The 24,086-nt window shown below is 67.8% G+C and carries 21 protein-coding genes and 1 tRNA gene; 8 read left to right on the forward strand and 14 right to left on the reverse strand.

The window, feature by feature from the left end; all coding sequences use genetic code 11:
• Positions 1 to 29 precede the first annotated feature (29 nt).
• Complete coding sequence (rpoB, locus tag AB0O44_RS01505) at positions 30 to 3,542, reverse strand: DNA-directed RNA polymerase subunit beta (protein ID WP_364133363.1); 3,513 nt, start codon at positions 3,540 to 3,542, stop codon at positions 30 to 32.
• A 420-nt stretch (positions 3,543 to 3,962) separates the two neighbouring features.
• On the opposite strand from rpoB, the gene AB0O44_RS01510 reads away from it, so the two are divergent.
• A complete protein-coding gene (locus tag AB0O44_RS01510; RefSeq protein ID WP_290255939.1) occupies positions 3,963 to 5,162 on the forward strand; it encodes an acetyl-CoA C-acetyltransferase in 1,200 nt (399 codons plus the stop codon).
• On the forward strand, positions 5,162 to 5,692 hold the full coding sequence (locus AB0O44_RS01515) for a YbaK/EbsC family protein (protein WP_364133366.1): 531 nt from the start codon (positions 5,162 to 5,164) through the stop codon (positions 5,690 to 5,692). Before AB0O44_RS01510 ends, AB0O44_RS01515 begins: the two co-directional genes overlap by 1 nt.
• Positions 5,693 to 5,830: 138 nt before the next feature.
• On the opposite strand, the gene AB0O44_RS01520 is transcribed toward AB0O44_RS01515, so the two are convergent.
• The 10 genes from AB0O44_RS01520 to AB0O44_RS01565 form a co-directional block, all read right to left on the reverse strand.
• The gene (locus tag AB0O44_RS01520) at positions 5,831 to 7,672 is read right to left on the reverse strand and encodes a 5'-nucleotidase C-terminal domain-containing protein (protein WP_364133369.1); all 1,842 of its coding nucleotides are present in this window, start codon (positions 7,670 to 7,672) and stop codon (positions 5,831 to 5,833) included.
• A gap of 202 nt (positions 7,673 to 7,874) precedes the next feature.
• A complete protein-coding gene (rplL, locus tag AB0O44_RS01525) occupies positions 7,875 to 8,252 on the reverse strand; it encodes a 50S ribosomal protein L7/L12 (protein ID WP_290255942.1) in 378 nt (125 codons plus the stop codon).
• 76 nt (positions 8,253 to 8,328) lie between these two features.
• Positions 8,329 to 8,910, reverse strand: coding sequence for a 50S ribosomal protein L10 (gene rplJ, locus AB0O44_RS01530; protein WP_364133372.1), 582 nt, complete (start codon positions 8,908 to 8,910; stop codon positions 8,329 to 8,331).
• A gap of 293 nt (positions 8,911 to 9,203) precedes the next feature.
• Positions 9,204 to 10,322 carry a GNAT family N-acetyltransferase gene (locus AB0O44_RS01535; RefSeq protein WP_290255944.1) on the reverse strand — a complete coding sequence of 373 codons (1,119 nt, stop codon included), beginning with the start codon at positions 10,320 to 10,322 and terminating at the stop codon, positions 9,204 to 9,206.
• A gap of 137 nt (positions 10,323 to 10,459) precedes the next feature.
• A complete protein-coding gene (locus tag AB0O44_RS01540) occupies positions 10,460 to 11,575 on the reverse strand; it encodes a GNAT family N-acetyltransferase (RefSeq protein WP_364133376.1) in 1,116 nt (371 codons plus the stop codon).
• A gap of 110 nt (positions 11,576 to 11,685) precedes the next feature.
• A complete protein-coding gene (gene rplA, locus AB0O44_RS01545) occupies positions 11,686 to 12,393 on the reverse strand; it encodes a 50S ribosomal protein L1 (protein WP_290255946.1) in 708 nt (235 codons plus the stop codon).
• 185 nt (positions 12,394 to 12,578) lie between these two features.
• A complete protein-coding gene (gene rplK / locus AB0O44_RS01550) occupies positions 12,579 to 13,010 on the reverse strand; it encodes a 50S ribosomal protein L11 (RefSeq protein ID WP_003803853.1) in 432 nt (143 codons plus the stop codon).
• 130 nt (positions 13,011 to 13,140) lie between these two features.
• Entirely contained in the window at positions 13,141 to 13,968 is an 828-nt protein-coding gene (gene nusG / locus AB0O44_RS01555; RefSeq protein WP_364133378.1) for a transcription termination/antitermination protein NusG, read from the reverse strand.
• Between the two features lie 111 nt (positions 13,969 to 14,079).
• Complete coding sequence (gene secE / locus AB0O44_RS01560; RefSeq protein WP_290255948.1) at positions 14,080 to 14,364, reverse strand: preprotein translocase subunit SecE; 285 nt, start codon at positions 14,362 to 14,364, stop codon at positions 14,080 to 14,082.
• A 79-nt stretch (positions 14,365 to 14,443) separates the two neighbouring features.
• Positions 14,444 to 14,516: transfer RNA gene (locus AB0O44_RS01565), tRNA-Trp, on the reverse strand.
• A 213-nt stretch (positions 14,517 to 14,729) separates the two neighbouring features.
• Between AB0O44_RS01565 and AB0O44_RS01570 the strand changes: the two genes are divergently transcribed.
• On the forward strand, positions 14,730 to 15,947 hold the full coding sequence (locus AB0O44_RS01570; RefSeq protein WP_364134640.1) for a pyridoxal phosphate-dependent aminotransferase: 1,218 nt from the start codon (positions 14,730 to 14,732) through the stop codon (positions 15,945 to 15,947).
• A gap of 167 nt (positions 15,948 to 16,114) precedes the next feature.
• On the opposite strand, the gene AB0O44_RS01575 is transcribed toward AB0O44_RS01570, so the two are convergent.
• Together AB0O44_RS01575 and AB0O44_RS01580 are read right to left on the reverse strand one after the other, a co-directional pair.
• Positions 16,115 to 16,804: a response regulator transcription factor gene (locus tag AB0O44_RS01575; protein ID WP_290255949.1), complete on the reverse strand. Its 690-nt coding sequence runs from the start codon at positions 16,802 to 16,804 to the stop codon at positions 16,115 to 16,117.
• Positions 16,801 to 18,171: a PspC domain-containing protein gene (locus AB0O44_RS01580; RefSeq protein ID WP_364133382.1), complete on the reverse strand. Its 1,371-nt coding sequence runs from the start codon at positions 18,169 to 18,171 to the stop codon at positions 16,801 to 16,803. Before AB0O44_RS01580 ends, AB0O44_RS01575 begins: the two co-directional genes overlap by 4 nt.
• A gap of 125 nt (positions 18,172 to 18,296) precedes the next feature.
• On the opposite strand from AB0O44_RS01580, the gene AB0O44_RS01585 reads away from it, so the two are divergent.
• From AB0O44_RS01585 to AB0O44_RS01605, 5 genes are all read left to right on the forward strand, one after another.
• The gene (locus tag AB0O44_RS01585) at positions 18,297 to 19,925 is read left to right on the forward strand and encodes a PspC domain-containing protein (protein WP_364133385.1); all 1,629 of its coding nucleotides are present in this window, start codon (positions 18,297 to 18,299) and stop codon (positions 19,923 to 19,925) included.
• Between the two features lies 1 nt (position 19,926).
• Positions 19,927 to 20,202 (forward strand): hypothetical protein, encoded by a 276-nt coding sequence (locus AB0O44_RS01590; RefSeq protein WP_364133388.1) that lies wholly within the window; start codon positions 19,927 to 19,929, stop codon positions 20,200 to 20,202.
• A 3-nt stretch (positions 20,203 to 20,205) separates the two neighbouring features.
• Positions 20,206 to 20,460: a PspC domain-containing protein gene (locus AB0O44_RS01595; protein WP_290255953.1), complete on the forward strand. Its 255-nt coding sequence runs from the start codon at positions 20,206 to 20,208 to the stop codon at positions 20,458 to 20,460.
• 169 nt (positions 20,461 to 20,629) lie between these two features.
• Complete coding sequence (locus AB0O44_RS01600; protein ID WP_364133391.1) at positions 20,630 to 21,655, forward strand: 6-phosphofructokinase; 1,026 nt, start codon at positions 20,630 to 20,632, stop codon at positions 21,653 to 21,655.
• Between the two features lie 54 nt (positions 21,656 to 21,709).
• Positions 21,710 to 22,420 carry a GNAT family N-acetyltransferase gene (locus tag AB0O44_RS01605; RefSeq protein ID WP_364133394.1) on the forward strand — a complete coding sequence of 237 codons (711 nt, stop codon included), beginning with the start codon at positions 21,710 to 21,712 and terminating at the stop codon, positions 22,418 to 22,420.
• A 73-nt stretch (positions 22,421 to 22,493) separates the two neighbouring features.
• On the opposite strand, the gene AB0O44_RS01610 is transcribed toward AB0O44_RS01605, so the two are convergent.
• Positions 22,494 to 24,062 (reverse strand): DHA2 family efflux MFS transporter permease subunit, encoded by a 1,569-nt coding sequence (locus tag AB0O44_RS01610; protein ID WP_364133396.1) that lies wholly within the window; start codon positions 24,060 to 24,062, stop codon positions 22,494 to 22,496.
• Positions 24,063 to 24,086: the final 24 nt, after the last annotated feature.

The raw sequence follows: 24,086 nt of genomic DNA on the forward strand, positions 1-24,086 counted from the left end.
GCGGCAAGCCCGCCGTCGTGGACTCCCTGCTAAACCTCTTCTACGGAACTGGGCTCTGCACGAGACAGATCGATGCCCAGTTCTTCCGCAGCCGTGAAGACTGCGTCATCAGAGTCACGCATTTCAATTGTGGTTCCGTCCGTGGAAAGAACTTCCACGTTCAGGCACAGCGACTGCATTTCCTTGATCAAGACCTTGAAGGACTCAGGAACGCCCGGCTCGGGGATGTTCTCGCCCTTGACGATCGCTTCGTAGACCTTCACACGACCGTGGATGTCATCGGACTTGATCGTGAGGAGTTCCTGGAGCGTGTAGGCGGCGCCGTAAGCTTCGAGCGCCCACACTTCCATTTCACCGAAGCGCTGGCCGCCGAACTGTGCCTTACCACCCAGCGGCTGCTGCGTGATCATGGAGTACGGGCCGGTGGAGCGCGCGTGGATCTTGTCGTCCACCAGGTGGTGGAGCTTCAGGATGTACATGTAGCCGACCGAGATCGGATCCGGGAACGGCTCGCCGGAGCGGCCGTCGAACAGGCGGGTCTTGCCGGAGGAGTTGATCAGGCGGTCACCGTCGCGGGTCACGTTGGTGGAGTCCAGCAGACCGGTGATTTCCTCTTCGCGGGCACCGTCGAAGACCGGCGTTGCGACGGTGGTGGAACCACTCTCGCGCGGCAGGTTCGGCAGGTTCTTGACCCACTCGGGCTCGCCTTCGATCTTCCAGCCGGTCTTGGCAACCCAGCCCAGGTGCGTTTCCAGGACCTGGCCGACGTTCATACGGCCCGGAACACCCAGCGGGTTCAGGACGATGTCCACCGGGGTACCGTCCGCGAGGAACGGCATGTCCTCGACGGGCAGGATCTTGGAGATGACGCCCTTGTTACCGTGACGGCCGGCGAGCTTGTCACCGTCGGTGATCTTGCGCTTGGCGGCCACGTAGACGCGCACCAGCTGGTTCACGCCCGGGGGCAGCTCGTCGTCGTTGTCGCGGTCGAAGACGCGGACGCCGATGACGGTGCCGGACTCGCCGTGGGGCACCTTCAGGGAGGTGTCGCGCACTTCGCGGGACTTCTCACCAAAGATGGCGCGCAGCAGGCGCTCTTCCGGGGTCAGTTCGGTCTCGCCCTTGGGCGTGACCTTGCCGACCAGGATGTCGCCGGCTTCGACCTCGGCACCGATGTGGATGATGCCGCGCTCGTCCAGTCCGGCCAGGACCTCCTCGGACACGTTCGGGATGTCACGGGTGATTTCCTCGGCACCAAGCTTGGTGTCGCGGGCATCGATCTCGTGCTCCTCGATGTGGATCGAGGACAGGACATCCTCGGCCACGATCCGCTGGGAGAGGATGATGGCGTCCTCGAAGTTGTGGCCTTCCCAGGACATGAATGCCACCAGGAGGTTCTTTCCGAGGGCGAGTTCACCCTGGTCCGTCGCCGGGCCGTCGGCGATGATGCCGCCGACCTCGAGGCGCTGGCCTTCGTTGACCAGGACACGGTGGTTGTAGCAGTTGCCCTGGTTGGAGCGGGCGAACTTGTTGATCCGGTAGTTCGTCTCGGTGCCGTCGTCGTTGAGCATGATGACGAGCTCGGCGGAGACCTCGGTGACCACACCGGCCTTCTTCGCGATGACCACGTCACCGGCGTCGACGGCTGCGGCGCGCTCCATGCCGGTGCCGACGAACGGCGCCTCGGAGCGGACCAGCGGCACGGCCTGGCGCTGCATGTTGGCACCCATGAGTGCACGGTTGGCATCGTCGTGCTCGAGGAACGGGATCAGGGCGGTAGCCACGGACACCATCTGGCGCGGGGAAACGTCCATGAACTCGACGTCGGCGGCCGGGACCAGCACGGGCTCGCCTCCACCACCACGGGCACGGACCAGGACGGTGTCCTCGGCGAACTTCTTGTTCTCGTCCAGCGGCGCGTTGGCCTGGGCGATGAGCACCTCGGCCTCGTCGTCGGCGGTCAGGTACTGGACATCGTCGGAGACGACGCCGTCCTTGACCAGCCGGTACGGGGTTTCGATGAAACCGAACGGGTTGATGCGGCCGTAGGACGCCAGCGAACCGATCAGACCAATGTTCGGGCCTTCAGGGGTTTCGATGGGGCACATACGTCCGTAGTGGGACGGGTGCACGTCACGGACTTCCATGCCGGCACGGTCACGGGACAGACCGCCGGGGCCCAGCGCGGACAGGCGGCGCTTGTGGGTCAGGCCCGAGAGCGGGTTGTTCTGGTCCATGAACTGCGAGAGCTGGGAGGTTCCGAAGAACTCCTTGATCGCGGCGACGACCGGTCGGATGTTGATCAGGGTCTGCGGCGTGATCGCCTCGACGTCCTGGGTGGTCATCCGCTCGCGGACAACGCGCTCCATGCGGGACAGGCCGGTGCGGACCTGGTTCTCGATGAGCTCGCCGACGGCGCGGATACGGCGGTTGCCGAAGTGGTCGATGTCGTCGATCTCGACGCGCAGCTCGTGGTCCTGGCCATCGCGCTTGCCCATGATGGTCTTCTCGCCGGCGTGCAGCGCGACGAGGAACTTGATCATGGCGACGATGTCTTCAACGTGCAGGACCGAGGCTTCCTTGTCGCCAAGGGAGCGGTCGATGCCCAGCTTGCGGTTGATCTTGTAACGGCCAACCTTGGCCAGATCGTAGCGCTTGGAGTTGAAGTACAGGTTGTCCAGCAGCGACTGGGCAGCCTCGACGGTGGGCGGCTCGCCCGGGCGCAGCTTCCGGTAGATGTCCAGCAACGCGTCTTCGCGGGTTTCGGTAGCGTCCTTCTCCAGCGTGGCACGCATGGAGTCGTACTGGCCGAACTCCTCGAGGATCTGGCCTTCGGTCCAGCCGAGGGCCTTCAGCAGCACCGTGACGGACTGCTTGCGCTTGCGGTCGAGGCGGACGCCGACCTGGTCGCGCTTGTCGATCTCGAGTTCGAACCAGGCGCCGCGGGACGGGATGATCTTCGCGGTGAAGATGTCCTTGTCGCTGGTCTTGTCGGCGGTGCGCTCGAAGTAGGCGCCCGGCGAACGGACCAGCTGGGAGACGACGACACGCTCGGTGCCGTTGACGACGAAGGTGCCCTTCTCGGTCATCAGCGGGAAGTCACCCATGAACACGGTCTGCTGCTTGATTTCGCCCGTGTTGTTGTTCATGAACTCGGCCTTGACGTACAGCGGAGCCGAGTACGTAGCGTCCCGGTCCTTGCACTCGGCCATGGTGTACTTGGGGTCAGCGAACTCCGGCTCGGAGAAGCTCAGGGACATGGTGCCCTGGAAGTCCTCGATCGGGGAGATCTCTTCGAAGATGTCGGACAGACCGGACGTCGTTGCGACGCTCAGGTCACCTTCTTCGACTGCCTTCGCTACGCGTGCCTGCCAGCGTTCGTTGCCGACGAGCCAGTCAAAGCTGTCGGTTTGCAGGGCAAGCAGATTCGGAACATCCAGCGGTTCGTGAATCTTAGCGAAGGAGAGCCGGCGGGTGGCACCATCGGTGCTGTCGGCATTAATAGCGGCGTTGTTTTCATTAGAGGTGCTCGAGGCGACCAAGAGGGATCCTTCCACAGACCTTCAGGCGTTTTCAGATCTCCCCCGTCATGCAGTCTGCGAAGTGACTCCGCAGTGCTACCAATCCGGTTCCGCTATATGACCCGGGACCCATACTGCCCATGCTGGTGCACGTTGTAGACGGCACATTGATGGAACAGCTGTCAGGCTAAGCCCACCGCTATATGAAGGCTGAAGGTAAACAGGGAAGACGCAAATATCTACGATACGGCAAAGCAACCTACTTGTCTACCCCACTTACGCCGTGATTGCAAACACCGGCCCCTCCCCCGCGCGGAGGGGTGGCCAACCGAGCGGGAGTGGGGTGGGCGGCGGGGTGGGCGGCCGGGCCGGTTCCCCGGATAGCCCCGTGATGGGGCTCACGATAACCTTGGGCTATCCCCAGAGATCGGAAAAACCATCATGAACAACTCGCCGGACAACAACGATGTTGTCATCCTCGCCGCCGCCCGCACCCCGCAGGGCCGGCTGAACGGACAGCTGTCCAGTTTCACCGCCGTCGAGCTCGGCACCCACGCCATCCGCGCGGCCCTCGCCGCCAGCGGGGTGGCCACCGATCAGGTGGATGCCGTGATCATGGGCCAGGTCCTGCAGGCCGGCGCCGGGCAGAACCCCGCCCGCCAGAGCGCGATCGGCGCCGGTGTGGGCTGGAATGTCCCCACCGTCACCATCAACAAAGTCTGCCTCTCCGGCCTGACGGCCGTGATCGACGCCGCCCGGATGATCCGCAGCGGAGACGCCACCGTGGTGGTGGCCGGCGGCCAGGAGTCGATGAGCCGCGCGCCGCACCTGCTGCCGGGCTCCCGCCAGGGCTGGACCTACGGCTCCATCCAGGCCCTCGACGCCGCCGCGCACGACGGCCTGACGGATGCGTTTGACGGCCAGTCCATGGGCCTCTCCACCGAGAGCAAGAACGTCACCCTGGGCATCGACCGGACCGCACAGGACGAGGTGGCCGCCGCATCACACCAGCGGGCCGCCGCCGCCGGCAAGGACGGTGTGTTCGACGGTGAGATCGCGCCGATCAGCGTGAAGCAGCGCAAGGGTGAACCGGTGACGGTCAGCACGGACGAGGGGGTCCGGCCGGACACCTCCGTGGCGTCCCTCGCCGGGCTCCGCGCCGCCTTCGCCACCGACGGCACGATCACCGCCGGCAACTCCTCCCCGCTCTCCGACGGTGCAGCCGCCTTGGTGCTGACGTCCCGGTCCTACGCCGAGGAGCACGGCCTGGAGTACCTTGCGGTCGTGGGCGCGCCGGGCCAGGTGGCCGGGCCGGACAACTCGCTGCACTCCCAGCCCTCCAACGCCATCAAGAAGGCCCTGCAGCGGGCCGGCTGGACGACGGCGGACCTGGACTTCATCGAGATCAACGAGGCGTTCGGCTCCGTGGCGGTGCAGTCCCTCAAGGATCTGGACTACCCGCTGGAGCAGTGCAACATCCACGGCGGCGCCATCGCGCTCGGCCACCCGATCGGTGCTTCCGGCGCACGGCTGGCCCTGCACGCGGCGCATGAACTGAAGCGGCGCGGCTCCGGCAAGGCGGCGGTGTCCCTCTGCGGCGGCGGCGGACAGGGCGAGGCCCTTCTGCTGTACCGCGACTGATGACCGGCCCGGAGGAGGTCCCGGCCCCCGGTCTGGGCGCCGGAGACGGCCCCGTCGGCGGCGCCGGGCGCCGGCGGTTTCTGGCCGACGCCGCGGCCCGGGGCCTCAGTGTGGAGCTGGTGGAGCGGCAGGCGGCCCGCAGTCTCGAGGAGGCGGCCGCCATCCTGGGGATCACCCCCGCTGACATCGTCAAGTCGCTGGTGGTCAAGCACAAGGACGGCACGTTCCTCTTCGCCCTGGTCCCGGGCGACCGGCAGATCTCCTGGCCCAAGCTCCGCCAGGCAGTCGGGGTCAACAAACTCTCGCTGCCCAGTGCCGACGTCGCCCTCGACGCCACCGGCTACGAACGCGGCACCATCACTCCCCTGGGCAGCACCACGGCGTGGCCGGTCTACGCGGACAGCACGGTCGCCGGCCGGCGGATCTCGATGGGGGCCGGGGAGCACGGCTACAGCGCCTTCGTCGACGCCGACGCGCTGCTCGCCGCGCTCGGTGCCGTCGTCACGGATATCACCGACCCGATGTCCTAGCCGCACCGGTCGAAGTAGCCGGCCCGGGTTAACACAGGAAAGGGGCCCCGGCGGCCCGCTCCCGGTTCGGGGGCGGGCCGCCGGGGCCCCGCGTCGTCCGTCGTCCCTAGGCTCCGGGACGGACCGCCGCGGCGGCCGTCAGGCTGTGACCGTCAGGGGCTGGTCGTTGACGGTCAGGCGCCAGTTCGATTGGCTGAACACCGCGGCATCCAGGGTTCCCTGCGCAACCACGTAGTCGATGATCTGCTGCCGGATCTCCTGCTGGCTGTTCGAGAGCACCGGCGCGGCCTTGACCGCCGGGAAGTTGCCGCCGCCGCTCTGCCGGTAGTTGTTGATCGCCATGGCGAACTCCTTGCCCGCGGGCACCGGCGCTCCGTCGTAGCTGAGGTTGCGGATCCGGTCCCCCACCGGCCGGGCGAGGTCGATCTCGTAGTTCAGCGGCGCGTCCAGGCCGTAGACAACGTCGTAGTTGTAGTCCGGGGTGCCGTTGGGTGCCAGCGCCGTGGCCGCGTTGGTGATCTGGTCCGCCCGCACACTGGTACCGGTGGCCGGCTTGAAGTACTGGGCCGACCACTCCAGGTAGTCCTTGACCTGCGCGCCGGTGACCTTGATGGCGAGCAGGGTGTTGTCGAAGATGTACAGCCCCGCCACGTCCCGGATGGTCAGCGGACCGGCCTTGACGTCCACCGACCGGGAGAACGCCGCGGCGATGGAGAGTACCGGGAGGCCGGCGGAGGGGCCGTTGGCGAGCTCGGCCTTGATGGTGCTGGCCTGGACGTAGTTGATGGCGTCGATCGCCGCGGAGTCGGACCAGCAGGCCGTCGCAGTGCTCAGCGGCGCGGTGCACGTGCCAATCACCTGGTTGACGTATTTGACGGTGGCGTCGTGGCCGGCCTGGACGGCGCCGACGACGGCGGGATCGGCGTCGACGGTCTTTGCGTCCAGGAGGTGGGCGTGCGCCGCGGCGACGCTCCACCGGCCCTGCTCCTTGCTCAGCTGCAGGTCGATCACGGCGACGCGCATGCCCCATTTGAGCGGCTCGGTGAGCAGCACCTGGCGGCCGGTGGCCTTGTTGGTCACGAAACGCTCCGGGATCTCCAGGTGGGCGTGGCCGACGAGGATCGCGTCGATGCCCGGGACCTCCTCGGCCAGCTGGGTGGAGGCATTCTCAGGGAACGGGAGGGCGTCACCGTAGGAGGAGCCCGGGGTGGCGCCCGAATGGCTGGAGACGATAACGACGTCGGCGCCGGCCGCCTTCATCTCGGGGATGACGGTTTTGGCTTCCTCGACGATGCCGTTGAAGTCCAGCTTGCCGTGGACGTTGTCGCGGTCCCATAGCGCACACCCGGGCGTGACGAAGCCGACCAGGCCCACGGTGACCCAGCCGCTCTCCGTCTTGACGCGCTTGAGCACGTAGGGCGTGAACGCCCGGCTGCCGCTGACGGCGTCGTGGACGTTGGCGCCCAGGAGCGGGAAGTCCAGCTGCTTCTCCCACGTCCGCAGGAGGGGGATGCCGTAGTTGAATTCGTGGTTGCCGAGGGCGACGGCGTCGTAGCCGACGGCGTTCATGGCCAGCGCCATGGGGTGCTTCACCTCGGTGGAGATCGGGTTGACCTTGGCGAAGTAGTAGGCCAGCGGGGTCCCCTGGATGGTGTCGCCCGAGTCGATGGTCAGCGTGTTGGCGGCCCCGCGCTCGGCGCGTACCGCCTTAATGAGGGTGGCGGCCTGGGCGATGCCGATCTTGTTCCCGGCGGTGTCCGCGTAGGGGGCGTTCTTGAAGTAGTCCCAGTTGAAGACGTTGTTGTGCAGGTCGGTGGTGCCCAGGACGGTCAGGGTGAACTGCTTCTTCGCAGCCCCCTGGCCGCCGGCGTCTGCCTGCGCGGCCGGGGCTCCGGCGACGGCGGCCGCCGCGGCACTGCCTCCGACGAAGGCTGCCGCGAGCATCGCGCGGCGGGACACGTGGGGGTTCGGATCGGTCATGGATGGACTCCTCGGGGTTGGCGGCCGATTGGCACAATGCCACAGTCTAGGCCGCCGGCACCCGGCTGAAAAGGAGAGGAGACGATCATTTTCCGAGCGTTTACCGGATGTTCTCTGCCCCGGAACGCAGGAAACCCCGCCCACCGGAGTGGACGGGGTTTCCCGGAGCTGAAAGGCGTGAGGCCTTCCGAAGAGCCGGTCGTTACTTGACGGTAACGGTGGCGCCGGCAGCCTCGAGCTGCTCCTTGGCCTTCTCGGCAGCTTCCTTGTTGGCGCCTTCGAGGACGGCCTTCGGGGCGCTGTCAACCAGGTCCTTGGCTTCCTTGAGGCCCAGGGAGGTGATGGCGCGAACTTCCTTGATCACTGCGATCTTCTTGTCGCCAGCAGCCTCGAGGATGACGTCGAAGTCAGTCTTCTCTTCGGCTTCCTCAGCGGCACCGCCACCGGCGGGGCCGGCGACAGCAACAGCAGCTGCGGTAACTTCGAAGGTCTCTTCGAAGAGCTTGACGAACTCGGAGAGCTCGATGATGGTCAGTTCCTTGAAAGCTTCAATGAGCTCTTCGTTGCTGAGCTTCGCCATGGTTTGGCGTCCTTCCTATAGTGGTGCTTGGCGGGCTTGGCCGTGCCGTCACACCGGAGTCTTGGGTGAGAGAGAGTTAGTTCTCTTCGGCGGCTGCGGCTTCGGCCGGAGCCTCGGCTTCTGCTGCGGGGGCTTCTTCAGCGGCGGGTGCTTCGGCTGCTGCCGGGGCACCGTTCTCTTCTTCAAGCTTGAGGCGCAGAGCGTCGATGATACGAGCGGCTGCGGCAGCAGGGGCCTTGAGGACGCCTGCGACCTTGGCGAGCTGGAGCTCGCGGGACTCGAGTGCTGCCAGGGCAGCAACTTCGGTGGCGTTCAGTGCCTTGCCCTCGAAGTAACCGGTCTTGATGACCAGCTGCTTGTTGGCCTTGGCAAAATCCGTCAGGCTCTTTGCAGCGGCAACTGCGTCACCCTTGATGAACGCGATTGCAGTGGGGCCGGCAAGCTGGCCGTCGAATGCTTCGACACCGGCTTCCTTGGCTGCAATGGCGGTCAGGGTGTTCTTGACGACCGAGAACTTGGTTTCCTGGCCGAGAGAAACACGCAGCTGCTTGAGCTGTGCAACGGTGAGCCCACGGTATTCGGTCAGGACAGCTGCGTTCGATTCCTTGAAATCGTTAGTGATCTCAGCTACTGCTGAAACCTTGCTAGGCGTTGCCATAACCCTCCTTCCGGGGATAAATGCCGGTGTGTCCGGGTCCCCTCAGGATCGCTAAAACTAAAAACGCCCCGCGCAGATGCACGGGGCTTGTCTCGACGCGGCGTGCCGCGGAGCTTTGCTTCGTTCACCTGCGCCGGCCGCCCTGCGTTGAGGGGCCTTCGTCCGGAAACCAACTTGAATCCCCCGCACACAACTGCAGAAGTGAGCGATGCTCAGGAGAGTGGATTTCCAACAACCGACGGTCTTTGGTTCTTCTAGGGTACGGGATGGGGGCGGGCCCCACCAAATCGGGGTCAGCTGGTGCTGGGCCGCAGGTCCGGGAGTTCCTTCTGCCACAGCCCGGTGACACCGGCCGTGGTGAAACCGAGCTTCTGGTTCACCGTGAGGAGGTAGCGGTTTTCCGGGGCGTTCCAGGTGTACAGCACCCGCGCGTCCGGGAACTGTTCTGACAGCCGTTCCATGTTGGCCAGTTTGATCAGCAGGCCCAGTTTATTGCCGCGGTGCTCGGCCAGCACCACGGTATCGTCCTGGAAGACGACGTCCGGGCGCAGTCCCAGGACACTGATGGTGGTCAGCCCCACCAGCGTGCCGCTGGCGATCTCCTCGACGGCGGTGACCACGGTCCGGCGGCCCTGCGCGATGGCGACGTCCTCGGTCTCGCGCAGGAGTTCGCCGTCGAACACCAGCGCGTCCTCTTCCTGCTCCGGCACCCCGCCGTCGCCCGCCCGGTTCTCCAGCAGGGCGACGGCCTCCAGCCAGCGGTCGGGGCACCGGTCGGTCCAGTGGTGCAGGCGGTAGCGCCCGGCATTGGCCTCCTCTGCCTCGGCCTGCAGGTCCGCCACCAGCTGGCTGTCGAGCGGCAGGGTGCAGGCGCTGAACTGTTCGATGTGCTGCAGCGTGTAGCCGGTGAGCCGGGCGAACTCCACCTCGCGGCTGTTCAGCGGGACGTACCCCAGGCCCGCCCCGGGGATCAGCTGGCCCGCCGACTGGTCCGCGAGCGTGACGCCGGGGTGGTTGGTGTCAATCAGGATGATCCGCCGGCCCTCGTCGCGGGCGAAGTGCTCGGCGGCCTCGAGCAGCTGGCGCCCAACGCCGTGACCCTGGAAGTCCGGGAGGATGTCCAAGGTGAACTCGGCCAGTTCCGTGTTGTCCGCGAGCGGCAGGGCGATGTCCACGGTCCCCACGATCCGTCCGTCCACCTTGGCCACCAGGATGACCTGGCGTTCATACGGGTCGGCCATTTCCAGCAGCTTCTCCTGAGGGGCATAGGCCAGGTCGTCGGTGCCCCAGGTCGCCATTCGGACCTTGCGTCCCACCTCGACGGCGGCGATGAAGTCCGCCGCGTCTTCCCCCTCCAACGAATCCGGGATCCAGAGCTGCTCGATCCGTACGTCGCCTGCCTGAGCGGTCATGTTCCCAGCCATTCTGCCGCCTTAGCCTGGCCCCGCTGGTGCCAGGCTTTGAGCGTCAGCATATGCCCGAAACCCCCTGCGTTCCATGCCCCGCCACGGGGATTTTTGGCTGCCGGTAGGACCGGGGGCGGCGCAGGCTACTCCCCCGCCAGGCCCGGCCCGGTGACGCGTTGCCACTCGCCGTCCCAGCCCGCGGGCCGGAAGCCCAGGGCCTCGTTGATGGCGAGCATGTAGCCGTTTTCGGCCGCGTTGAAGGTGGTGACGCGTTCGACGGCGGGGGCAGCCCCGGCGAGACGGCGGAGGTTAGCGATCTTCACCAACATGCCCAAGCGGTGTCCGCGGTGCGGGGCGGCGACGAGGGTGTCGTCCTGCTCGGCCAGCCAGGGTTTACCGGCCGGGAGTTCCAGCACCGAGTATGCGGCGAGCTCCCCCGTGTCCCGGTGCCGTGCGGCGGCCACCAGCGAGGTGTTTCCGGCTTCCCGCCAGGTTTTCTCCACGTGCCGGACCCGCGCCGCGTCCCAGTGCTCCTCTTCGTAGCTGATGCCGCCGCTGGGGGCGTCGGAGCTCATCCTGGACATCAGGACGGCCAGCTGCGGCAGCAGCGCCTCCGGGCAGCGGTCCGTCCAGGTGAGGATGTCGTAGCCGCCGGCCTTCGCCAGCGCCTCGGATTCCAGCCGGTCAAACTCCGGGGCCGATGCCGCGACGTCCAGGCTGCTGTACCGCTCCACCTGTTCGAGCCGGTAGCCGGCGGCAGTGGCGAAGCGAACACTGCGCGCCCCCGCCGGGAGGGCCCCGGTCCCCGTGGCGGGACGGACCACTGCGCCGCCGTCGACGTCGAAATCCGCGCGGTGCTGGGTGGAGCCGAGGAACACGGACCGGTTCTCGGCGGCCGCGGCGGCTTCGGCGTGAGCCAGCAGGGCCCGTCCGATGCCGCGCCCGGTGTGGGCCTGCAGCACCGCGACCTGGATCCCGGCGCGGTCGAGGTTTTCGGTCAGGCCCAGCCGGACGCTGGCCCGGGCCACCATCCGGCCGTGGGACCGGACGACGAAGAGCCGGGTCCGGCCGTACCCGGTCTCCTGCCAGAAGCGCAGGCGGGCCCGGGCCGCCGTCGTCCGGTCGTGGTTGCCCCACGATTCGAGTGCCAGCACGTCGCAGAGTTCATTGAACTCCCGGAACTCCGCGGCGCCGTCGGCGTCGTCGTCGAGCGAGGCGGGGAGGCGCAGTTCGTCGATGCGGTGGGGTGCTGGATTCACCCGCACAGCCTAGCCGCGGTGCCGGCAACAGAAAAGACCGCCCCGCGGGTGCGGGACGGTCTTCGCTGGCGCCTGCCGCCGAGGGCGGCGCGGGCGCGGGGTCCGGAAGCTTACGCTTCGGTCAGGACCTTGGTGACGTTCGGGTCAACCGAGATGCCGGGGCCGAAGGTGGTGGCTACGGTGGCCTTCTGGATGTACCGGCCCTTGGAAGCGGACGGCTTGAGGCGCAGGACCTCTTCCAGTGCGGCGGCGTAGTTCTCGGCCAGCTTGACGGCGTCGAAGGAAACCTTGCCGATGATGAAGTGCAGGTTCGAGTGCTTGTCGACGCGGAAGTCGATCTTGCCGCCCTTGATGTCGTTGACAGCCTTGGTGACGTCAGCGGTCACGGTGCCGGTCTTCGGGTTCGGCATCAGGTTACGCGGACCCAGGACCTTACCGAGACGGCCAACCTTGCCCATGAGGTCAGGGGTGGCGACGGCGGCGTCGAAGTCGGTCCAGCCGCCGGAGATCTTCTCGATCAGGTCGTCGGAGCCAACGAAGTCGGCGCCGGCTGCGATCGCGGCCTCGGCCTTGTCGCCGGTCGCGAAGACCAGGACGCGGGCGGTCTTACCGGTGCCGTGCGGCAGGTTGACCGTGCCGCGGACCATCTGGTCGGCCTTACGGGGATCGACGCCGAGGCGGAAGGCGACCTCAACGGTGGCGTCGAACTTGGACGGGTTGGTGTCCTTGGCGAGGGTCACTGCCTCGAACGGCGCGTAGAACTTCTCCGCGTCGATCTTGGCGGCGGCTGCCTCATATGCTTTGCTGCGCTTTGCCATGCTGCTGTTTCTCCTTGTGCAGTTGTGGTCTGCGGACCGCGCTGGGCCCTGCCACAGTCGGACATATCCGGACGGCGTGTCCGGGGTTCCGATCTTTCGATAATTAGGGGGTGCCGGTTGCCCGACGGGTGCTGGTCACTGCCGTTCGCGGTGTTCCGCGGCGGTGCTCTCCCAGCGGGTGGGGGCTAGCCCTCGACGGTGATACCCATGGAGCGGGCGGTGCCGGCGATGATCTTCGCTGCGCCTTCGAGGCTGGTGGCGTTCAGGTCTTCCATCTTGGTGGAGGCGATCTCGTTGACCTGGGCCTGGGTCAGCTTGGCAACCTTGACGGTGTGCGGGGTAGCCGAACCTTTAGCGACGCCTGCAGCCTTCTTGATCAGCTCGGCGGCCGGCGGGGTCTTGGTGATGAACGTGAACGAGCGGTCCTCGTAAACGGTGATTTCAACCGGGATGACGTTGCCGCGCTGGGCTTCCGTTGCAGCGTTGTACGCCTTGCAGAATTCCATGATGTTGACACCGTGCTGGCCGAGCGCAGGACCGATCGGCGGGGCCGGGTTAGCGGCACCTGCCTGGATCTGCAGCTTGATGAGGCCGGTGACCTTCTTCTTGGGAGCCAATGTAGGGTCCTTCTCTCAATTTCGTCCTGGGACACAGGAGCGTGTCCCAGGTGGTTGGCCGCCATGGCGAGGCAGCCGGCCGCTCCGGGGCCGCAAAGCGGGCAGCCTGGAGCGAATTCTGTAATCGGTGCTAGATCTTGCTGACCTGGTTGAACGCCAGGGTGACCGGGGTTTCGCGCTCGAAGATGGAGACGAGGACCACCAGGGTCTGGGATTCGGGCTTGATCTCCGAGATCGTGGCGGGCAGGGTCTCGAACGGGCCCTCCTTGACGATGACGGACTCGCCAACCTCGAAGTCCACGGCAACCGGAGTCTGGTTCTGCTTGTTGACCGGCTTGCCCTTCTCGGCCTGCTCGCCCTCGAAGACGGGGGCCAGCATGGAGAAGACCTCGTCCAGGCGCAGCGGCACCGGGTTGTGGGCGTTGCCCACGAAGCCGGTCACGCCGGGGGTGTGGCGGACGGCGCCCCAGGACGCGTCGGTCAGGTCCATGCGCACCAGCACGTAGCCGGGGATCCGGACGCGGTTGATGATCTTACGCTGGGCGTTCTTGATCTCGACGACTTCTTCCATCGGGACCTGGATTTCGAAGATGTAATCTTCCATGTCCAGGGTCTGGATGCGGGTCTCGAGGTTGGCCTTCACGCGGTTCTCGTAGCCGGCGTAGGAGTGGATGACGTACCAGTCACCTTCCTGGCGGCGCAGCTTGGCCTTGAACTCCTCGGCGGGGTCGGCTTCGGCCGCGGCGGCAGCGGCTGCCAGGGCGTCGCCTTCTTCCGCCTCGCCCTCGTCCTCGGAGCCGGCGGAAGCCTCGTCCACGGCGTCGTTCGCGTCAGCGTCGGCGGCGTCGTCGAATTCGGGCGCAGCAGCCGGAACCTCGGACTCCTCCACGGCTTCCGCCACGGCGTCCTGGCTCTTCTCCAGCTCAGTCTCAGTTACCTCGAGCTCCTGCTCAGACACTTGGTCTCCTGCTTCCTCATTGCCTAACATGCCTATTTAAATGACTCAATTCCGCACACCCCGTTACTGCCCCGATTTCCCGGGGCGGCACGCGGCCTGCGGACGGTCGCCTTAGCGGTCCGTGGGACCCGTTCCGCCGAAGACCCAGCCGACGCCGGTCCCGAAGGCCAGGTCCAGCAGGGTGACGACGACCATCATGATGACCACGAACACCAGCACCACGAGCGTGTAGTTGACCAGTTCCTTGCGGGTGGGCGCGACGACCTTCTTCAGTTCGCCGATGACCTGGCGGAAGAAGAGTGCGATCCGGGCGAAGAAGCCTGCCTTGGGGGCTTTCTTGGCGGGGCGGCCTTTGGAGCTGCTGGCAGCTGTTTCGGTCACCTGACCCTCACTCATCCTCGCGATGTCGGATACCCGGCTCCGGACTGAACCATGGTTGCTGCGCTTGTTCCGGTGCATTCCGGAACAGCTTGCGCAGGGCAGACAGGACTCGAACCTGCAACCTGCGGTTTTGGAGACCGCTGCGCTACCAATTGCGCCACTACCCTATGGATTAAAAACCGTGCCGGCGGCGGACTGAACAGGTTTCCCTGAGGCGCACGCCATCATCGTGTTTTCAACACCGGAGATCCATTCTACGCATGAACTACGTCCACGTCGAACCGGCTCCCTGGCATCCCGGAGGATCCGGTGAACAGCATAGAGTAGATTCCGTCGAATCCCACATCCAGCCCCGTGCTGACGCGAAGAACGGACCCGCGATGCCTGCCGCCCGCATTTCCAAGCGCATTTCCGCCATAGCCGAATCCGCCACCTTGGCCGTCGATGCCAAGGCGAAGGCACTGAAGGCGGCTGGACGTCCGGTCATCGGGTTCGGTGCCGGCGAGCCCGACTTCCCGACTCCGGGCTACATCGTGGATGCCGCCATCGAGGCCGCCCGCCAGCCCAAGTACCACCGTTACTCCCCCGCCGGCGGGCTCCCCGAGCTGAAGCAAGCCATCGCGGAGAAGACTTTCCGGGACTCCGGCTACAGGTGCGAAGCGTCGCAGGTCCTGGTGACCAACGGCGGCAAACAGGCCGTCTACAACACCTTCGCCACGCTGCTGGATCCGGGCGATGAGGTCATTGTCCCTGCACCCTTCTGGACCACCTACCCGGAAGCCATCCGGCTGGCCGGCGGCGTGCCGGTGGAGGTCTTCGCCGGGCCGGAGCAGGGTTACCTGGTGACCGTCGAGCAGCTCGAGGCAGCCGTCACGGACCGGACCAAGATCCTGCTGTTCGTCTCACCCTCCAACCCCACGGGCGCCGTCTACTCCCCCGAGCAGGTCACGGCGATCGGCGAGTGGGCCGCTGCCAAGGGCCTGTGGGTGGTCACCGATGAGATCTACGAGCACCTGACCTACGACGGCGTTCCGTTCACCTCGATCGCCACGGTCGTGCCGGCCCTCGGGGACAAGGTGGTCATTCTCAACGGCGTCGCCAAGACCTATGCCATGACCGGCTGGCGGGTGGGATGGATGATCGGCCCGGCCGACGTCATCAAGGCCGCCACCAACCTGCAGTCGCACGCGACCTCCAACGTCTCCAACGTTCCCCAGATCGCGGCACTGGCAGCCGTCTCTGGCCCGCTGACCGCCGTGGAGGAAATGAAGGTGGCCTTCGACCGTCGCCGCAAGGCGATCGTCGCGGGGCTGAACGCGATCGAGGGCGTCGACTGCCCCACCCCCAAGGGCGCGTTCTACGTCTACGCGGACGTCCGCGCACTGCTGGGCAAGGAGTTCCCGACGGCGAACGGGCCGGTGGCGCCGTCGACGTCGGCCGAACTCGCCGCGCTGATCCTCGACGAGGTCGAGGTGGCTGTGGTTCCCGGTGAGGCGTTCGGCCCCTCCGGCTACCTGCGCCTGTCCTACGCCCTCGGCGACGAGGACCTGGCCACCGGCGTCGGACGCCTGCAGGAATTCCTGGGCAAGGCCAAGTAACCGACGCTCCCTCACCTTCGGCAGCGAATCGAACGACGCTCCCCCACATCCTTCCGGGACGTGAGGGAGCGTCCGCTTTAACCCGGCTAAACGTGAGGGAGCATCGGTGTTAACCCGGCCGAACGTGAGGGAGCGTCGGGTTTTATGTCACCGGATCTGAGGGAGGGTCAGAGCAGGCGGCGTTCGGCGGCCCAGCGGGTCAGTTCGTGCCGGCTGGAGAGCTGGAGCTTGCGGAGCACGGCCGAGACGTGGGTCTCCACGGTCTTGATGGAGATGAACAGTTCCTTGGCCACCTCCTTGTAGCTGTACCCGCGCGCGATCAGCCGCATCACCTCGAGTTCGCGGGCCGAGAGCCGGTCCAGCTCGTCGTCGGCGATGTCGGCGGGTGAGGTCCCGAAGGCGTCCAGCACGAAGCCGGCGAGCCGCGGGGAGAAGACCGCGTCCCCGCCCGCCACGCGGCGCACGGCGTTACTGATTTCGGCGCCGGAGATGGATTTGGTGACGTAGCCGCGGGCCCCGGCACGAATCACGGAGACGACGTCCTCGGCGGCGTCGGAGACGCTCAGGGCCAGGAAGCGGGTGGTGCCCAGCAGCGCGGCGCAGCCGGCCAGGACGTCCCGGCCACCGCCGCCGGTTCCGCCCGGCAGGTGCACGTCGAGCAGCACCACGTCCGGAAGGGCCTCGCCGATGACACGCACGGCGTCCTCGACGGTGGCGGCCTCCCCCACAACGGCGATCCCGGCGTCGAGGTCAGCCTTCAGGCCGGAGCGGAAGATGGCGTGGTCGTCCACGATCACCACCCGGGTGGCGGGGACGGGGGCTCCCGCGGGCAGGGGGCTGTCGGGCTGGCTGGTCATGGCGTGTCCTTCGTGGTGGTGCCGGCGGGTGTGGGCCGGGCTGGTTCGGGAGGCGTGGTGGTGGACGGCGGTGCGGGCGCGGCCGTGTCGGGGGCCAGGGGCAGGCTGAGCCGGACCTCGGTGCCGTCCGGGTTGCTGACGATCACAGCCGTTCCGCCGTGCCGCCGCATCCGGCCGATGATGGATTCACGCACGCCCAGCCGGTCCGCGGGGATGGCGGCCGGGTCGAATCCCGGGCCGCGGTCCTTCACGAAGATTTCCGCGGCCCCGCCGGTGGCTTCGAGGTACACGGAGACGGGGCCGCCGCCGTGCCGTGCGGCGTTCAGCATGGCCTCCCGGGCGGCCATGACGAGGGCCTCCAGCCTTCCGGTCATGGCGCTGTCCCCGACACTGACGACGTCGACGGGCTGGCCCAGCGCGTCTTCCACCTCCGCGGCGGCGGCCTGGAGGGCATCCGAGAGCTGCCCCTCGTCCCGTTCCGCGTTGCGGTACAGCCAGCCGCGGAGCTCGCGCTCCTGGGCCCGGGCCAGGCGGATGACGTCCTGTTCGTTGCCGGCCCGGCGCTGGATCAGCGCGAGGGTCTGCAGCACCGAGTCGTGCAGGTGGGCGGCGATCTCGGCCCGTTCGGTGGCGCGGACCCGGCCCTCCCGTTCGGTCTCGAGGTCGCGCCAGAACTTCAGCCCCCAGGGCAGCAGCACCAGCGCGACGCCGCCCAGGACCGCCACCGAGGCCAGGAGTGCCAGCCAGGTCTGCTGCCAGGATCCGGAGCCGGAGACCATCACCAGGACCCCGGCCACCACCAGCGCCAGGCCGGCCGCGAGCCGTGCCCAGCCGCCGGCCTGGTTTGCCTTGGCCTTGTCCATGATCCCGGTCCGGCGGGTCTCATCCAGTTGCATCCAGGCGATGGCGGCGCCGCCGAGGATCGCGGCCACGGGAATCAGGGTTCCCAGCGGGACGTCCAGTCCCAACAGCCGCGCCACCAGGATCCCGGCGGCCAGCAGCAGCCCGACGCCCAGGAGGATCTCCTTCCCGTAGGGCATGCCGGCAAGCCGGAAACGCCACGGCTCCCCGGCGATGGCCGTGTTTCCTTGGGCGTCCGGGGATTGCACGGGGGCGCTCACGGCGGGGGCGATGGGCGACGCCGGAGGCCGGGCGTTGCGGCGGGCGCTCTCGTCCGCGGTCGGCACCATAATCCAGAGCCAGGCGTAGAACGCGACGCCGGCGCCGCCGGCGAACGCGGCAACCACCATCCCGGCGCGGATCATCTGCACGGGCCAGCCCAGGTGGCGGGCGAGCCCAGCGCAGACACCGGCGATCATGCGGTCGCCGCCGCGGGTCAGCGGTGGGCGGAGTGGCGCGGTGGTCATGGATCCATCCAAGCACGGCAGGGGCCTTCCGGAGGCGGTTCACGGCCCGAACCGGGGGCCGGTCAGGGACCGGTCAGGGGTTTCCCCAGTAGAGCGGACGGTCCCGCCGGCGGGAGGATCGAACTATGAACACGCACCCTGACCCCGATGAGGTCCCGGCCGCCGACAGCCAGCCGGACGGCCGTCCCGCCAGTGACCCGGCGGACAGCACGGCGGACGCCTCCGCGCCCTCGCCTTCCGGACCGTCGCAGGCTTCCTCGGCGGAACCGGACGGCGCGCCCCGGTATGCACCGCCGTCGTACACCCCGCCGCCCTACACCCCTCCCTCCGGTGGCACCCCGCCGTACACGCCGCCCCCGGGGCCGCCCTACGCCGGCGACCGCCGGCCGGCCGGGTCCCAGCAGAACTTCTTCGATTGGATCCGCAGCCACGGCATCCACCGGGGCCGCGAGCGTTGGGTGGCCGGTGTGGCCGGCGGCATCGCCCAGCGGTTGGGCGTCGATCCCCTGATTGTGCGCGGCATCCTTATCGTCCTGACGGTCTTCGCCGGCGTCGGAGTCCTGCTGTATGGGCTGGCCTGGGCCCTGCTGCCCGAACCCGACGGCCGGATCCACGTCCAGGAGGCGGCCGCCGGACGGTGGAGCACCGGTATGACCGGCGCGCTGATCACCACGCTGATCGGCTTCCCGAGTCTGGGCAACGGCGTCTGGGGCTGGGACCGGTACGGTTTCGGCGCCGTCGTGTGGACTGTCTTCTGGGTGGGCGGGGCGATCTACGCTTTCTACTACTTCTCCCAGCGGGGCAGGACGCGCCGGCCCGCCGAGACCCACGGCGCCGGGTTCCCGCCGCAGGGCCCAGCGGCAACCGGACCTGCTGCAACCGGCCCTACTGCAACCGGCCCTGCTGCAACAGGCCGGGGATCGTCCGGTCCGGCACCGGCCGGGACCGGCACCCCGGCGGGTTCCCCGTCAGGCGGCACCCCGCCCGTGGGCACCTATCCGGCCGCCTCGTATCCCACCACGATCTACCCCACCGGGCCGGACTACACGGCGTCGCCCGCGGCCACCGCGCCGGGCTATACCGCAGGCCCGTCCGCATATGCGCCGGTACCCGCTCCGAAGGTCAGGTCCGCCGGTCCCGGCGCCCCCGCCGTCGCCGTCACGACCGGCCTCGCTCTTCTGGCGGGCGGCGGGCTAAAGGCTCTCGACGCCGTCCACGCAATCAACCTCGGACCGGCCGGCAACGCGGTGGTCTGGGCGGTGGGAGCCGCTGTCCTGGGCCTCGGCATCCTGGTCTGCGGCCTGCGCGGCCGTGGTGCCGGCATCCTCAGCTTCTTCGCCGTGGTGGCGCTGGTCACCGGGGCGGTCTACGGCCTGGTCCCGAACGCGGACCGGGCACGGTTCCAGAACGTCGACTGGGCGCCCACCACCATCGGGCAGGCCGCGGACGGCTTCGACATCACCGGCGGCAGCGGCACGGTGGACCTGACCCGGCTGGACCTGAACGCACCGCTGAGCTCCGACGTCGTGGTGCCTCTGGACGCGACCGCCAGCAACATCACCGTGCTGATTCCGCGTAACGTCCCCGTGCAGATCCGGGCGGACCTGACGATGGGAAACCTCAACGACTCCAACGGCAACCATGGCGGCATGACCAGCCAGCAGAGCGACTACAACACGGACGTCGCCGGGTCCCGCCTGGTCATCAAAGTCTCCGGCACCCTGAGCAACATCACCGTGAAGGAAGGGAACTGACATGAGCAGCTACGACCCGGGAACCACCCCGGACGGCACCCCGTTGGTCACGGAGAACGCACCCGCCAACGAGGGCGCCCGGGTGGGGACGGTGGTGTGGGGGCTGATCGTGCTGGCCCTCGCCGCCCTGATCATCATTTCCCGCCTGGGCCTGGTGGTCCTGAACGGGACCTATGTCCTGATCGGCCTGATGATCGGGGCCGGCGCGGCCCTCGTGATCGGCGGCCTGGTCTCCGCCCGCAAGCGTGACAAAGCCACTACTACAAGGAAGTCTTAATCCATGGAAAAGTTCTTCAGCATTGTCCGGGGCCTCGGCCTGCGCCGGGGACCGCAGCGGTGGCTCGGCGGTGTCTGCGGCGGCATCGCGGCCAGGCTCAACGTGGACGTCGCCTACGTCCGGATCGCGTTCCTCCTCTTCGCCCTGCTGCCCGGCCCGGCCTTCGTGTTCTACCTGGCCGCCTGGGCCCTCCTCCCGGACCAGCAGAACGCCATCATCGCCCAGACGTTCCTGGAGCGCCGCGCGAACCGCCCCTGACCCCGGCTCATGATTGACGCTGCCCCCGCCACCGCCCGTGGCGGGGGCAGCGTGCGTCCGGGCCTCCGGAACCGGTTTGTGTCCTGCCCCACATCCCCGGCTAAACTTCTTGGTGAGCTCAGCGTGGCGCTCTGCCCGTACACCTTCAAACCAGGATTTGAGCCCAGACATGAAAATTGGAATCCTCACCAGCGGCGGCGACTGCCCCGGACTGAACGCCGTCATCCGTGGCGCCGTTCTCAAGGGCATCGCGGTCCACGGCCACGAGTTCGTGGGATTCCTGGACGGCTGGCGCGGCGTCGTCGAGGGCGACATCATCGGGATTCCCCGGACCATGGTCCGCGGCATCGCCAAGCAGGGCGGCACCATCCTGGGCACCTCCCGCACCAACCCGTTTGAAAACAACGGCGGCCCCGAGGTCATCAAGGCCCACATGGACCGGCTGGGCATCGACGCCATCATCGCAATCGGCGGCGAGGGCACCCTCGCGGCCGCCAAGCGCCTCACCGACGCCGGCCTCAAGATCGTCGGCGTCCCCAAGACCGTCGACAACGACCTCGACGCCACGGACTACACCTTCGGCTTCGACACTGCCGTCGAAATCGCCACCGAGGCGATCGACCGGCTGCGGACCACCGGTGAATCCCACCACCGCACCATGATCGCCGAGGTCATGGGCCGGCACGTGGGCTGGATCGCCCTGCACGCCGGCATGGCCTCCGGCGCCCACGCCATCCTCATCCCCGAGCAGCAGGCCTCCATGGAGCAGATCACCGAATGGGTGGTCTCCGCCCATGAGCGCGGCCGCGCACCTCTGGTGGTCGTCGCGGAGGGCTTCGTCCCCGAGGGCCAGGAATCGCCGCACTCCGAGCGCGGACTGGACACCTTTGGCCGCCCCCGGCTGGGCGGCATCGCCGAACTGTTGGCCCCCGAACTCGAGGCCCGCACCGGCATCGAAACCCGCGCCACGGTCCTCGGCCACATCCAGCGCGGCGGCGTTCCCACCGCCTTCGACCGGGTCCTCGCCACCCGCCTCGGCATGGCGGCCATCGACTCTGTGGTGGAGGAGCGCTGGGGCACCATGGTCTCGCTCAATGGCACGGACATCGTCCACGTCGGTTTCGAGGCGGCCCTGGGCAACCTCAAGAGCGTCCCGCAGCACCGCTACGAGGAAGCCGCCGTCCTCTTCGGCTAGGCCGCCGCAGCCGGGGTGGGCCGGCGCAGTTACCGGTCTGGGTAGGGTTGAACCATGACACTCACGCCCGGCTCCGCCGACATCATCCAGCTCGCGTGGGCCCGCCGTTTGGGGCTCGACGACGGCGCGTTCACGGCCTCCGGCGGGCAGCGCATCACCCGGGCCGTCGACGACGCCCGGGCGCTGCAGTTCGTCCGGCTGTTCGGCGGTTCGGCCTTGGTGGGACCGGGTTGGGCGCTGGAAGCCGCCGAAGCCTACTCCGACGAGGAGCTGGCCCAGCACGTCACACTCCTGACGATCACCCGTGCCCGGGGCGGCCACGGCCTCGGCGCCGCAGCCCTCTTCTTCGCCGATGACCTGCCCCTGAGGCAGCCTGCCGAGGAGCTCACCGTCTCCCACGGCAACCCCGAGGCCATCGAGCTCGAGGGCCTGTGCCCGCCGGACGACGTCAACGAGGTGGGCTTGGCGGACCTGGAAAACCGGTTCACCATCATGCACGTCGAGGACGGCCACCGTTCCCCCGTGGCCTGCGGCGCCTACAGCGAGTGGGAGGGCATCTTGGCGCACCTTGGGGTCCTGGTGGCACCGGGGTGGCGCCGGCGCGGGCTCGGGACGCTGGCCGCGTCGATAGCCGCCCACGAGGCCCTCGCCTCAGGGTTGACCCTGCAGTGGCGTGCCGATGTCAGCAACAAGGGTTCGCTGGCCCTCGCCCGGAGCCTGGGCTTCACCGCCGGCGGAATCCAGACCAGCGTCCTGCTGGGTTAGAGCAGCCCCTGCGGCCCCGGCCCCTCAGGGCCGCTCGACGGGGCATCCCATCGAGCGGCCCGGGCGAATTGCCCTAGACCTGCCGGGCTTCCACGCCGTCGGCCACGGCGTCGCGGCCCTCCTTGGCGGGCTCCGCCGTCGCAGACTCCGTCGTCGGCTTGGACTCCGTTGCCGGAGCCGTCCACGGCTGGGTGACCTGGGGCTTGGCGAAGAACAGCGCCACGGCTGCACCGAGCAGGATGACGACGGCGGGCAGCAGGATGGACTGGCCCATCGCCGTCGAGAACCCCTCATGCAGCTGCGGCGGCAGCGCGCCGCCAAAGGCCATCGGGCTGGCGTTGCCAGCCGATCCCGGCGCGGCGGGAAGCTCTGCGGCCAGCCGGGACTGGATCAACACGGCAATCGCGGCGCTGCCCAGGACGGCGCCGATCTGGCGGGTCGTGTTGTAGACGCCGGAGCCGGCGCCGGCCTGCCGCGGCGGCAGGTTGCGGGTGGCGGTGGAGCTCAGCGGAGCCCAGATACCGGCGTTGGCGAAGCCGAGGACGGTGCTGGGCAGCAGGAACAGCCAGATGGGCGTGTCCGGGTGCATCAGCGAGGAGTTCCAGAACAGGGCCACGGACATCAGGACCAGACCGGTGGCCGTGATGTACTTCGGGTTGACCCGGTCGATGATACGGCCCACCACCGGGGCCAGGCCGCCGGAGATAACGGCCATGGGCACCATCATCAGCGCCGACTGCGTGGGCGTGAGGCCGCGGACCACCTGGTAGTAGAAGATCAGGGGCAGGCCGAACCCGGTGACCGTGAAGCCAACCGAGGTGATGGCGATATTGGCCAGCGAGAAGTTGCGGTCCTTGAACAGGCCCAGCGGCAGGAGCGGCTCACCCTTGTTGAAGTGCTGCCAGAGGACGAAGCCCACGAGCACGATGATGCCGGCGATGATCAGGCCCCACACGGTGATCGGGCCGCTGATGGTGCCCCAATTGAAGGTTTCACCCTCCTGGATGCCGAACACGAGCAGGAACAGGCCGACGGCGCTGAGCAGGACGCCGGGGATGTCGAACTTGTGCGGGTGGGTGTCCAGCGCCGGGACGAACCGGGAGGCCAGCACGAAGCCGACGATCCCGACCGGAATGTTGATGAAGAAGATCCATTCCCAGCCAAGCCCGTCCACCAGCACGCCGCCCAGGATGGGGCCCACCAGGGTGGCGACGCCGGCGGTGGCGCCCCAGATGCCCATGGCGGCACCGCGGCGGTCCGGCGGGAAAATCCTGGTGATGACGGCCATGGTCTGCGGCGTCATCAGCGCGGCCCCGAGGCCCTGCAATACGCGGGCCGCGATGAGAGTCTGGATGTCGCCGGAAAGCCCGCACCAGAGTGAGGCAAGGGTGAAGACCACCAGGCCGGTGAGGTAGAGCCGCTTCGGACCGAACCGGTCGCCCAGGCGTCCGGTGATCAGGAGCGGAACCGCGTAGGCCAGCAGGTAGGCGCTGGTCACCCAGATCACCGAGTTGATGTCAGCGTTGAGTCCTTCCATGATCTTCGGGTTCGCCACCGAGACGATGGTGGTGTCGATCAGGATCATGAAGAACCCAATCACCAGGGACCAGAGGGCCGCCCAGGGCCGCGCTACGTTTTCCATCGGTTCTTCCTTTAGGTGCTTACT

Source organism: Arthrobacter sp. NPDC080082 (assembly GCF_040686595.1).
GTDB lineage: Bacteria > Actinomycetota > Actinomycetes > Actinomycetales > Micrococcaceae > Arthrobacter.